We start from the raw sequence: 11,311 nt of genomic DNA on the forward strand, positions 1-11,311 counted from the left end.
CTCGCGGCCCCGCCGGGACGGGCGGGGCCTAGGGCTGGGACAAGGGGTTTCGCGACGGAGCGTGTTCGCCTCACGACCCCCCGCTTCAACGGTATGCCGCGCAAGAGGCCCGCACCAGGAGATTGCACATACAACCGGCCATTGGTGAGCGCCTGGGGTGCGGGGGTTTCCCCCGTAAAGGCACCTCGGTCCAGGGCGAATCGCGTAGCCGGCCCTCGGTCGAGTAGCGTGGCGCACCATGCGTCTCGTCATTGCCCGCTGCTCCGTGGACTACGCGGGCCGGCTCACCGCCCACCTCCCCTCCGCACCGCGCCTCATTCTGGTGAAGGCGGACGGTTCGGTCTCCATCCACGCGGACGACCGGGCCTACAAACCCCTCAACTGGATGTCCCCGCCCTGCACTCTCAAGGAGGGCGACGGGGACGTGTGGACGGTGGAGAACAAGGGGGGCGAGAAGCTCATCATCACCCTCGAAGAGGTCATGCACGACTCCTCGCACGAGCTGGGCGTCGACCCGGGCCTCATCAAGGACGGTGTGGAGGCGCACCTCCAGGAACTCCTCGCGGACCGGATCGAAACCCTCGGCGAGGGCTATTCGCTGATTCGGCGTGAATACCCCACTGCCATCGGGCCGGTGGATATCTTGTGCCGGGACGCCGATGGGCAGACCGTGGCCGTCGAGATCAAGCGGCGCGGCGAGATCGACGGGGTCGAGCAGCTCACCCGTTATCTCGAACTCCTCAACCGCGACCCGCACCTGGCGCCGGTGAAGGGCGTCTTCGCGGCGCAGGAGATCAAGCCGCAGGCGCGGGTACTGGCCACCGACCGCGGCATCGGCTGCGTGGTGCTGGACTACGACGCCCTGCGCGGCATCGAGGACGACAAGCTCCGGCTGTTCTGACCCGGCCCCGGCGGAACGGCCCCCCTACGCACACGGCGCGACGGCCCGGTACCGAGAGGACCGGGCCGTCGCGCCGTGTCGTACGGGGCGTTATGCGGCCGGGGCGCTCTGCGTGCCGGCGGACGAGGCCGTGCCGTCGGAGGACGTGCTGCTGCCGTCGGTGCCCGCCGGGGTGCTGCCGGTGGGCGCGGAGGCGGAGGCGGCGGTGCTCTGGGAGGGCTTTTCGGTCGTGGGGTCGCCCGTCGGGCCGGTCGGCGTGTCCGTCGGCTGGCCGGTGGGACCGGTCGGCGTGGACGTGCTGGGCTCGTCGGTCGGCGGGTGCGTGGTGCGGGTCGGCCGGCTGGTGGGCGTGGTGGGCCGGCCGGTCGGGGTGGTGGGGTCGGCGGTCGGGTCGGTCGGGTCGGTGCCGGGGTCGGTGGGTTCGCCGGTGGTGGCGGAGCCGCTGGTCGACGGGGCCGGGCTGCCGGGGCGGCCGGTCCGGGCGGGCTTGGCGCCGTGGCCGGTGGGCGGCAAACCGGTGCCGGTGGTGGGGTCCGCGGCCGGCAGGTCGGGGCTGCTGCCGTCGTCGGTGGACTGCTCGGTGCTGACCTTGTTGTCGGGGGCCTCCTCGCCGCCGGAGGTCATGCCGAGGGTGATGACGGTGCCGAAGACGGCCACCAGCAGGGCTCCGGCGCCGGCCGCGACGAGGTTGCGGCGGGCACCGAGCAGTGCCTTGACGCCCTTGCCGCCGCCGGCGCCCGTGGTGGCCGGGAGGGCCGTCGTGGCCGCCGTCGAGGAGACGTTGCGGGTCGTCACGGTCGCCGAGGTCGCCTCGGCGGTGGACGGCCGCCGCAGCTTGGCGGTGGACACCGCGTCGGGCGAGGTGGGCCCGTCCGCGCGGGGCCCGGCGGACTGCTTGCCGCCGGAGCCGGCCGGCGGGAGCTGCGGGACGGCCGTGGTGGCCGCGGAGGCGGCCCGGGACCGGTCGGTGACCAGCGCCAGCGCGCGCCGTCCGGCCACCGCGCCGTTGCGGTCGGAGAGCACGCCGCGCAGTCCGATGGACGCCTCCAGTTCGGCGCGGGCCCGGTCGAGGCTGCCGGTGCAGAGCGCGAGGACACCCAGCTCGTGGTGGAAGTACGCCTCCTCGGCGACCTCGCCGGCCAGCCGGGCGGCCTCCTGGCCGTGCCGCAGGGCGCGTTCCCAGGCGCTCCAGTGCAGCGCGGCGGCGAAGGCGGGGGCGGCGGTACGGGCGAGCAGTACGGCCGCGCTGGCGTGTCCGCTCTCCCGGCTGCCGGTCAGTACGGCCATCGCGGCCAGCGCGGCGTCGGACTCGGCGGCGGCCCGCTCGGGGGTGACCGAGGGGTGGCCGGCCCACCAGGCGTAGTGCTGGGCGGCGGTGTGCGCCCGGGCGGTGGCGTCCTCGGCGTAGCCGGCCGCGGTGAGCTGGTCCAGGACGGTGGCGGCGAGCCGGTAGTGGCTGCCGACGGGGGTGATCAGTCCGCAGGCGAGCAGTTCGCCGAGGGCGGCGTCGGCGTGGGTGTCCTCGGTGAGGGCCGGCAGGTGCGCCTGGTGCGGCAGTTCGCCGCCGAGGGCGACGGCGAACCGCAGGGTCTCCCGGGCGGCGTCGCTCAGCCCCTCGGCGAGCAGCGGGGCGGGCGCGGCGGCCTCGCCGAGGGAGGGCAGCGGGGCGGGCGCGGCGGCCTCGCCGAGGGAGGGCAGCGGGACATCGGGGGCGTCCTCGGTACCGTCGGTCCCGTCGGCGCCGTCCGTACCGGCGGTGTCCCGGCCGCCGTCCGTCGTTCCGGGCTGCTCGGCCGGGAAGAGGCCGTAGCCGTCGTCGAGGGCGCCGGCACGGTTGCGGTGCCGGTCGCGCTGCCGGAGCAGGGCGGCGGCCTGCACGAACCGCAGCGGCAGCCCCTCGGACTCGAACCACAGGTCGGCGGCCCAGGCCGCCTCGTCGTCGGTGAGCGGCCGGTCCACGGCGCGTTCCAGCATCCGTACGCAGCCGGCCCGGCCGATGCCGCCGAGGAAGACCTCTTCGAGGTGCGATGCGGCGCTGGGCGCGGCGACGTCGGGGGTGGCGGCGATCAGGAAGGCGCATTCGGGGGTGGCGTCGAGCAGTTCGTCGAGCGCGGCGCCGCCGAATTCGAGGTCGTCGAGGACGACGATGGCGCCGATCTCGGCGACCAGGCGCAGCAGCTCGGGCCGGTCCGGGCGGTGCTGCGGGGCCCGGTGGACCGCGGCGAACAGGGCGTACAGCAGGTCGGTGGCGGTGCGGTGGTAGCCGGAGAGCCGGACCACGCCGTCGGGGGCGAGGTCGGTGCAGGCGGTGGCGACGGCGTCCAGCAGTCGGGTGCGGCCGGAGCCTGCCGGGCCGGTGAGGCGTACGGAGCGGCCGCGGGAGAGCAGCCGGACCAGGCGCTCGATGTCCTCGGTGCGCTCTTCGAGCGTGCTGCCGTGCCCGGCGGATCCGGGCGGTCCCGGGGGCACCGGGGGTGCGGCGGCGCGGGCGGCCGTGGCGCGCTCCTGGGCGCTGAGCCTGACGGGTTCGGCGGGGCGTTCGCCGGGCGGGCAGGGCTCTATCTCGCTGCCGTCGACGGGGTTGACGGTGACGAGGTAGTTGCCCGAGACGAGCCGGACGACGCGGGCCGGGCCGCCGGGGCCGCCCTTCGCGCCGCCGAACGCGGGGGCCGGCGGATCTGCAGGAGTGCCCTGCTCGCCGTATTCCTCAGGTCCCCGGTGAGTGTTCGGGTCCATGCTGCAAGCTCCCACGTGTACCGTGCCGAATGCGCTCCGGCCGTCCGCGCGCGTCTGCCGCGGCAGGTGGCCCCCGCCGTCGCGTCCGGTCCGGTGTCCGCCGCGGATGATGGCATACGGGCGGGATCCGAACCTTAGACCCGGAGCGCGGGGCCTCGCACGGGCGGGGGCGGGCACTGCCCGAAAGCTCCCGGTTCAGCTGTTGTGGCGTGTTCTGTGCGTGACCTCTCCGGGAGCGCGCAGGGGCTTCCGGAAAGGTTGCGCAACGCTTCCGGGAGCGCGCAGGCCCCCCGTTCCTCCGGCGCGCCCCCTTCTCGTGCCCGGGCTGTCACACCCGGGGAAGCGATTCGGCTTCGATGCCGCCCTCGATGGCGAGGATGCGGTGGAGCCGGGTGGCGACCAGCAGACGCTGCATCTGGGGCGGCACCCCGCGCAGTACCAGCCGCCGGTTGACCCGGCCGGCCCTACGGTGTGCGCCCATGATCACACCGAGGCCGGTGGCGTCCCAGGAATCCAGCGCGGTGAGGTCCAGCACCAGGTCACCCCGACCGGAGTCGACGGCCGCGTGCAGCGCCGTCCGGGCGTCCGCCGCGCTGCGGACGTCGAGGCGGCCCTCGACGACCAGCCCGGCGTGGTCGCCCCTGATGTGCATATGCGCTCCCCTGTGTCATGGGTTCATGCATGGACGTCTACAGATCTGACTGCCTCTCATGCGGCGAAGTTGCCGCCTGTAAGCGAACCGATACCGAATTCACCCCAGGGGGTGACCCCATCAGGCCCAATGACCTGACGCGGTATCAGTGCTCGTAGAAGCCCTGCCCACTCTTGCGTCCGATATCGCCCGCGTCGACCATGCGTCGCATGATCTCCGGCGGCGCGAACTTCTCGTCCTGGGACTCGGTGTAGATGTTGTCGGTGGCGTGCAGCAGGATGTCGATGCCGGTCAGGTCGGCGGTGGCCAGCGGGCCCATCGCGTGGCCGAAGCCCAGCTTGCAGGCGGTGTCGATGTCCTCGGCGCTGGCCACGCCGGACTCGTAGAGCTTGGCGGCCTCGACGACCAGCGCGGAGATCAGCCGGGTGGTGACGAAGCCGGCCACGTCGCGGTTGACGACGACGCAGGTCTTGCCGACGGACTCGGCGAACTCCCGGGCGGTGGCGAGGGTTTCGTCGCTGGTCTTGTAGCCGCGGACCAGCTCGCACAGCTGCATCATCGGCACCGGCGAGAAGAAGTGCGTCCCGACGACCCGCTCGGGGCGGGAGGTGGCCGCGGCGATCTTGGTGATCGGGATGGCGGAGGTGTTGGAGGCCAGCACCGCCTCGTCCTTGACGAGCTTGTCCAGCGTCCGGAAGATCTCCCGCTTGACGTCGATCCGCTCGAAGACCGCCTCGACGACGATGTCCGCGTCGGCAGCGGCTTCCAGGTCGGTCGTGGTGGTGATGCGCGCCAGCGCCTGCTCGGCGTCGGCCGCGGCCAGCTTGCCCTTGGTGACGAACTTCTCGTACGAGGCCTCGATGCCGCCCTTGCCGCGGGCCAGGGCCTCGTCCGTCACATCGCGGAGGACCACGTCCCAGCCCGCCTGGGCGGAGACCTGCGCGATACCGGACCCCATCAGTCCGGCGCCGATGACGGCGAGCTTCTTTGCCACTGCTGTCCCCTCACACCCTGTGCATTTGAAAGTCTGTCGGTCTTCGGGTGACGTTAGCGGTCGTTGGCGATCCATTGGTGGGTAAGAGATGCGCGTCACGCCCGCCCGTCACCCGACATGGCGGACATCACACCCGGGGCGGCCCTCCTGGGAGGCCGCGCCGCTCAGCCGGCCGCCCGCACCCCGTAGTTGAGGACCCGCTCGCTCAGCAGCTCCTCCATCTCGTCCAGCAGGACCAGCGCCTCGCGCGAGACCACCGCCGGCTTGCGGCCGGCGATCATCTCGTGGGCGATGGTCGTCATCAACGTCTGGTGCACCCAGTTGATCTGGCCGGCCATCAGGGCGGGCATCGGGTCGTCGTCCGCCGCCCCGGTCTCCTCCCGGAGGGTGGCCTCCAGGTCCTCGTACTGCTCGCGCTGCAGGCGCCACAGGCGGGCCTGGAGGGACGGCGAGCCGTGGACGACCTTCATGAAGCGCTCATAGCCCTCGATGAGTCCCACCTTGGGCGAAACGCTCTCCACCTCTTCGCGCAGCTCCCGCAGGACGGCGAGGGCGGCGGACTCCCCCGCGCGCCGGGCCCGTACGAACCGGGACAACCGGTCGACGACGCCCTTGCTGCGGTCGAAGAAGAGGTCCTCCTTCGCCGGGAAGTAGTTGTACACCGTGTTGACGGAGACGTCGGCGGCCTCGGCGATCTCCGCGATGGTCACCGCGTCGAAGCCGCGCTCCAGGAAGAGACCGGTCGCCATGTCCGAGATGTACTGGCGGGTCTGCCGCTTCTTCCGCTCCCTGAGTCCCTCTGCCATGCCCTCAGGCTACCCCTGTCTGGTGTCACTGAAATTTTGGGGGCATTGCAATTTTTCATGCTCTCTGTTTTTCTTACGGCATGCCCGTACTCAGCGCGTCCGGACTCGCCCGGACCTTCCCCACCAGACGCGGCCCCGTCGAGGCCGTCCGCGGCATCGACCTCACCGTCGAGCGCGGCGAGATCCTCGGCTTCCTCGGCCCCAACGGCGCCGGCAAGACCACCACCCTGCGGATGCTCACCACCCTCCTCGCCCCCACCGGCGGCACCGCGACCGTCGCCGGCTGCGATCTGGCCCGCGATCCGGCCGGGGTGCGCCGCGCCTCCGGATACGTCGCCCAGTCCGGCGGCGTCGACCCGAACGTCTCGGTCCGCGAGGAACTCGTCACCCAGGCCCGCCTCTACCGCCTGGGCAAGGCCGAAGCCCGCGACCGCGCCGAGGAGTTGGCCGCCGACCTGGGCCTGACCGACCTCCTGGAACGGAAGACCGCGACCCTCTCCGGCGGCCAGCGGCGCCGGCTGGACGTCGCCATGGGCCTCACCCACCGCCCCGAGGTCCTCTTCCTCGACGAGCCGACCACCGGCCTCGATCCGGGCAGCCGCGCCGACCTGTGGGACCTGGTCCGCCGGATCCGCGCCGAGCACGGCACGACCGTGTTCCTCACCACCCACTACCTCGACGAGGCCGATGCGCTCGCCGACCGGCTCGTGATCATCGACAAGGGGGTGGTGGCCGCCGACGGCACGCCGGAAGCCCTCAAACGCGCCCACGGCGGCTCCCCCGACGCGTCCCTCCAGGACACCTTCCTCGCCATCACCGGCCGCGGCATCACGCCCCGGGACACCACCCCCCTCGCCGTCTAGGAGCCGACCCCCATGTCCTCCCTGCTGTCCGACACCGCGCTGGTCTTCGGCCGCTACGCCCGGCAGACCCTGCGCTCGAAGCTCCAGATGCTCTTCGGCGTGCTGATGCCGCTGCTGTACCTGCTCTTCTTCGGCCCGCTGCTGACCGGGCTGCCGCTGCCCTCGGCCGGCAGTTCCTGGCAGGTGCTGGTGCCCGGCCTGCTGCTCCAACTCGGGCTGTTCGGCGCCGCGTTCTGCGGCTTCGGCATCATCGTCGAGAAGCAGTTCGGCGTCGTCGAGCGGATGCGGGTGACGGCGGTGAGCCGCTCGGCGCTGCTGCTGGGGCGGGTGCTGCGGGACGCCGCGCTGTTCGTCTTCCAGGCGGTGCTGCTGGTGCTGGCGGCGCTGGTGATGGGGCTGCGGGCGCCGTTGCCCGGCATCCTCATCGGCTTCGCGTTCGTCGCCGTCCTGACCGTGGCGCTGGCCTCGCTGTCGTACGCGCTGGCGCTGCGGGTGAACTCGCCGCAGGAATTCGGGCCGGTGATCAACTCGGTCACCATGCCCTCGATGCTGCTGTCCGGGCTGATGCTGCCGATGACGCTGGCGCCGGCGTGGCTGAACGTCCTCTCGCACGCCATGCCGTTCCGCTACCTCGTGGACGCGGTACGGGCGGCGTTCGTCGGCGACTACGCCTCCTCGGCGGTCCTGTACGGCGCGGTGGTGGCGCTCGCCCTCGCCGCGGTCTCCCTGGCGCTCGGCACCCGCGCCTTCCGGAGGGCCGCGGCGTAGTCTCGCCCGTATGGTGAATCTGACGCGCATCTACACCCGCACCGGCGACAAGGGCACCACGGCCCTGGGCGACATGAGCCGTACCGCCAAGACCGATTCGCGGATCGCGGCGTACGCCGACGCCAATGAGGCGAATGCGGTGATCGGTACCGCCATCGCCCTGGGACAGCTCGGCACCGAGGTCGTCAAGGTCCTCACCCGTGTGCAGAACGACCTGTTCGACGTGGGTGCGGACCTGTCGACCCCGGTGGCCGAGAACCCCGAATTCCCCCCGCTGCGCGTCGAGCAGAGCTACATCGACAAGCTGGAGGCCGACTGCGACCGCTTCCTGGCCGAACTCGACAAGCTGCGCAGCTTCATCCTCCCGGGCGGCACCCCCGGCGCCGCCCTGCTGCACCAGGCCTGCACCGTCGTCCGCCGCGCCGAACGCTCCACCTGGGCCGCCTTCGAGGAACACGGCGACACCATGAACCCCCTCACCGCCACCTACCTCAACCGCCTCTCCGACCTGCTCTTCATCCTGGCCCGCACGGCCAACAAGGAGATCGGCGACGTCCTGTGGGTCCCGGGCGGCGAACGCTGACGAGCGGGCGGCGGGGGGGGCCGGCGCTGCTGGGGCCGTGGCGGCGGGGGCCAGCTGGGACGCCGGGGCCGAGCGGCGGGGCCTAGCGGCGGTGCCGGGCGCCAGGGCCCGTCAGCGCAGGGTCTTCTGCTGCGGGGGGCGGGTCGCTTCGGTGGTGGGGGTGGCGGCGGGGGCGTCCTTCGGGGCCTTCTTCGGCCAGACGAGGTAGGTCACGGCGATCACGCCGTGGATCATCAGGATGCGCAGCGAGGTGCCCTGCCAGCCGCGCAGCGACGCCGTGTCGCCGTCCGTGCCGACGTACCAGATCGCCAGCTGCAGCAGCCCGATCGCGATGGCCACCCACACCACCGTGCGCAGCCACAGCATCCCCTCGTGCTTCGCGCGGTCCATGCCGTAACGCTTCGGGGGCCGCGGGCCGCCCGCGAAGCGGTGGGCGAAGTGCCCGTCGACCCACTTGATCGTGTAGTGCCCGTAGGCGACCGTGTAGCCGATGTAGAGCGCGGCCAGGCCGTGTTTCCAGTCGGCGGAGGCGCCGTTCTTCAGGTCGATCGCGGTGACGATCAGCAGCACCAGCTCCAGCAGCGGTTCCAGCAGGAGCACCGCCGCCCCGGTCCGCGGCATCCGCGCCAGGTAACGCAGGGCCAGGCCCCCCGCCAGCAGCACCCAGAAGCCGACTTCACAGGCGATGATCAGCGTGACGACCACGGCCGCCTCCTCTCAGGATCTTCCACCGAATACCTCAACCCTCCCAGCGGCGGCCGCCCGAAACGTCGTCACCTGCGACGATCCCGCACTGCATCTTTCGATGTAGCCGCCGGAACGCGGGGATGACCGCGACGTGGAGGCAGCGGGCGCCGTCGCCGTGTTTGATGGAGGGGTGACCGCCAGCTCCCCCGCCGCCCTCGGCCGGCCGCACCGACTCGATCTGCTCATCGCGGGCGGCGGGCTGCTCGGCGGACTGCTGCTGTGGGCGATGAACCTGCACGGCGGACCACCGCAACTGGGACTGCCGCCCTCGCTCACCCTCCTCTCGCTCACCGCGATGTCCGGCGCGGAACTGCTGCGCCGGACCGCTCCGATGACGGCCCTGGGCATCGCGGTGCCCGCCCTGGCGCTGGATATCTGCGCCGGCACGCTCATCGCCACCGTCCTGATGTTCACCGACGTCGTCTACGCCGCGGTGCTCTACGGCCCGGCCGCCGCGGCCCGCCGGATCCCGCTGCACTCGGTGCTGGGCACGGTGGTGGCGGCCGTCGCGCTGACCGCGGCGTGGCCGGACCCGCAGGTCGTGATGGTCGTCATCGGCATCGCGGTGATCACCGTCGCACCGGCCTGGACCGGCCTGATCATCCGCAACCACCGCGACGCCGCCGAGTCCGCCCGGCTGCGCGCCGAGCAGACCGCGCTGCTGGCGGAGATGGACCGCACCCAGGCGGTGGCGGGTGAACGCGCGCGGATGGCCCGGGAACTCCACGACATGGTCGCCAACCACCTGTCCGCGATCGCGATCCACGCCACCGCCGCCCAGTCCATCGACGACCCGTCCGCGACCCGCGAGGCGCTCGGCGTCATCCGGGAGAACAGCGTGCAGGGTCTGTCCGAAATGCGCCGGCTGATCGGCCTGTTGCGCGATCCGAAGGCCACCGCCGAGTACGCCGAGGAGCCGGCCGCCACCCCCACCCTCGACGGGCTGGACGCGCTGATCGCCCAGGCCCGCACGAACGGCGCGAGCAGCGGGCTGACCTTCGTCCTGGACGACGCCCGCCACCCGGACGGCACCGGGCCCGGGCCCCGTACCGCCGCCCCGTTCGAGCTGGCGGTCTACCGCATCGTCCAGGAGTCCCTGACCAACGCGCTCAAGCACGCCGCGCCCGGCGAGGTCCGGGTGCGGATCGCCCACGACCGCAGCGGGGCGCTCACCGTCACCGTCCGCAGCCCGTTCGCCGACCGGCCCGGCCCCCGGGCCCCGGGGTCGGGCACCGGCCTGGTCGGGATGCGCGAGCGGACCGCCCTGCTGGGCGGGGCATTCGAGGCCGGCCCGGTAAGCGGGCCGGCCGGCAGAGTCTGGCTGGTGCGGGCAGCGCTGCCCGCGGCCGAGGAGGAAGAGCAACGATGACAGGCGCCGACGCGCAGCCGATCCGGGTTCTCGTCGCCGAGGACCAGTCCGCCGTACGGGCCGGGCTGGTCCTCATCCTGCGCTCCGCCCCCGACATCGAGGTCGTCGGGGAGGCGGAGGACGGTGAGGAGGCGGTCCGGCTGGCCAGGGAGCTGCGGCCCGACCTCGTCCTGATGGACATTCAGATGCCGCGGCTGGACGGCGTCTCCGCCACCCGTCAGGTGGTCGCCGAGAAGCTGGCGGACGTCCTGGTGCTGACCACCTTCGACCTGGACGAGTACGTCTTCGGGGCGCTGCGGGCGGGCGCGGCCGGCTTCCTGCTCAAGGACAGCGATGCGGCCGCGCTCCTGACCGCGGTGCGCACGGTGGCGTCCGGCGAGGGCCTGATCGCCCCCGCGGTCACCCGGCGGCTGATCGCGGAATTCGCCAGCCCCCGTACGGCCGCACGGGCGGCACGGGACGCGGACGCCCCCGACCCGGCGGTCCTGGACGCACTGACGCCGCGCGAACGCGAGGTACTGGGCTGTCTGGGCCGCGGCCTCTCCAACGCCGACATCGCCTTACGGCTGGCCATGGCCGAGGCCACCGTCAAGACCCACGTCAGCCGCCTGCTGGCCAAACTCGACCTCCGCAGCCGGGTCCAAGCGGCGGTACTGGCCCAGGAGTTGGGAGTCGACGGACCATAGAGAACGCTTCCCCGAGAACGCTTCCCCGGCCCCACGGAATACCCTCCCCCACCCACGCGTTGTGGCCCCGCAGGGGGCCCGCGCGACCCTTAGGGGATCTGTTCGACCCCGCCCTAGTACTGCAACCGCATGTGGTGTGACCGTGTGGGCTGGGGCTCGTTGGTGTGACTGTGTGAGAAGTCGCTGACGGTTGAGCAGATCGAGTC

At 72.6% G+C, this 11,311-nt stretch carries 11 protein-coding genes; 6 read left to right on the forward strand and 5 right to left on the reverse strand.

Annotated elements, in window-relative coordinates:
- Positions 1 to 238 precede the first annotated feature (238 nt).
- The gene (gene nucS, locus IG62_RS0139255; RefSeq protein WP_030414122.1) at positions 239 to 901 is read left to right on the forward strand and encodes an endonuclease NucS; all 663 of its coding nucleotides are present in this window, start codon (positions 239 to 241) and stop codon (positions 899 to 901) included.
- A gap of 90 nt (positions 902 to 991) precedes the next feature.
- On the opposite strand, the gene IG62_RS0139260 is transcribed toward nucS, so the two are convergent.
- From IG62_RS0139260 to IG62_RS0139275, 4 genes are all read right to left on the reverse strand, one after another.
- Complete coding sequence (locus tag IG62_RS0139260; RefSeq protein WP_030815475.1) at positions 992 to 3,637, reverse strand: ATP-binding protein; 2,646 nt, start codon at positions 3,635 to 3,637, stop codon at positions 992 to 994.
- 328 nt (positions 3,638 to 3,965) lie between these two features.
- Complete coding sequence (locus IG62_RS0139265) at positions 3,966 to 4,289, reverse strand: STAS domain-containing protein (RefSeq protein WP_030815478.1); 324 nt, start codon at positions 4,287 to 4,289, stop codon at positions 3,966 to 3,968.
- Between the two features lie 145 nt (positions 4,290 to 4,434).
- Positions 4,435 to 5,283, reverse strand: coding sequence for a 3-hydroxyacyl-CoA dehydrogenase family protein (locus IG62_RS0139270; RefSeq protein ID WP_030414125.1), 849 nt, complete (start codon positions 5,281 to 5,283; stop codon positions 4,435 to 4,437).
- Positions 5,284 to 5,447: 164 nt separating this feature from the next.
- The gene (locus IG62_RS0139275; RefSeq protein WP_030815481.1) at positions 5,448 to 6,089 is read right to left on the reverse strand and encodes a TetR/AcrR family transcriptional regulator; all 642 of its coding nucleotides are present in this window, start codon (positions 6,087 to 6,089) and stop codon (positions 5,448 to 5,450) included.
- A gap of 80 nt (positions 6,090 to 6,169) precedes the next feature.
- Here IG62_RS0139275 and IG62_RS0139280 point away from each other — a divergent pair, with 80 nt between their 5' ends.
- The 3 genes from IG62_RS0139280 to IG62_RS0139290 are packed head-to-tail and all read left to right on the forward strand — an operon-like array spanning position 6,170 to position 8,303.
- Positions 6,170 to 6,952: an ABC transporter ATP-binding protein gene (locus tag IG62_RS0139280; protein WP_030815484.1), complete on the forward strand. Its 783-nt coding sequence runs from the start codon at positions 6,170 to 6,172 to the stop codon at positions 6,950 to 6,952.
- Between the two features lie 12 nt (positions 6,953 to 6,964).
- Positions 6,965 to 7,720: an ABC transporter permease gene (locus tag IG62_RS0139285; protein ID WP_030815488.1), complete on the forward strand. Its 756-nt coding sequence runs from the start codon at positions 6,965 to 6,967 to the stop codon at positions 7,718 to 7,720.
- Between the two features lie 10 nt (positions 7,721 to 7,730).
- The gene (locus tag IG62_RS0139290) at positions 7,731 to 8,303 is read left to right on the forward strand and encodes a cob(I)yrinic acid a,c-diamide adenosyltransferase (RefSeq protein ID WP_030815491.1); all 573 of its coding nucleotides are present in this window, start codon (positions 7,731 to 7,733) and stop codon (positions 8,301 to 8,303) included.
- Positions 8,304 to 8,414: 111 nt separating this feature from the next.
- Here IG62_RS0139290 and IG62_RS47550 read toward each other — a convergent pair whose 3' ends face one another.
- The gene (locus tag IG62_RS47550; protein ID WP_030815494.1) at positions 8,415 to 9,008 is read right to left on the reverse strand and encodes a hypothetical protein; all 594 of its coding nucleotides are present in this window, start codon (positions 9,006 to 9,008) and stop codon (positions 8,415 to 8,417) included.
- A 172-nt stretch (positions 9,009 to 9,180) separates the two neighbouring features.
- Here IG62_RS47550 and IG62_RS0139300 point away from each other — a divergent pair, with 172 nt between their 5' ends.
- Positions 9,181 to 10,419 (forward strand): sensor histidine kinase, encoded by a 1,239-nt coding sequence (locus IG62_RS0139300; protein WP_030815497.1) that lies wholly within the window; start codon positions 9,181 to 9,183, stop codon positions 10,417 to 10,419.
- A complete protein-coding gene (locus IG62_RS0139305) occupies positions 10,416 to 11,105 on the forward strand; it encodes a response regulator (protein WP_030815501.1) in 690 nt (229 codons plus the stop codon). The genes IG62_RS0139300 and IG62_RS0139305 overlap by 4 nt, the downstream gene beginning before the upstream one ends.
- The last annotated feature ends 206 nt before the right edge of the window (positions 11,106 to 11,311 follow it).

Origin of the sequence: Streptomyces sp. NRRL S-337 (assembly GCF_000720175.1) — a bacterium.
GTDB lineage: Bacteria > Actinomycetota > Actinomycetes > Streptomycetales > Streptomycetaceae > Streptomyces > Streptomyces siderophoricus.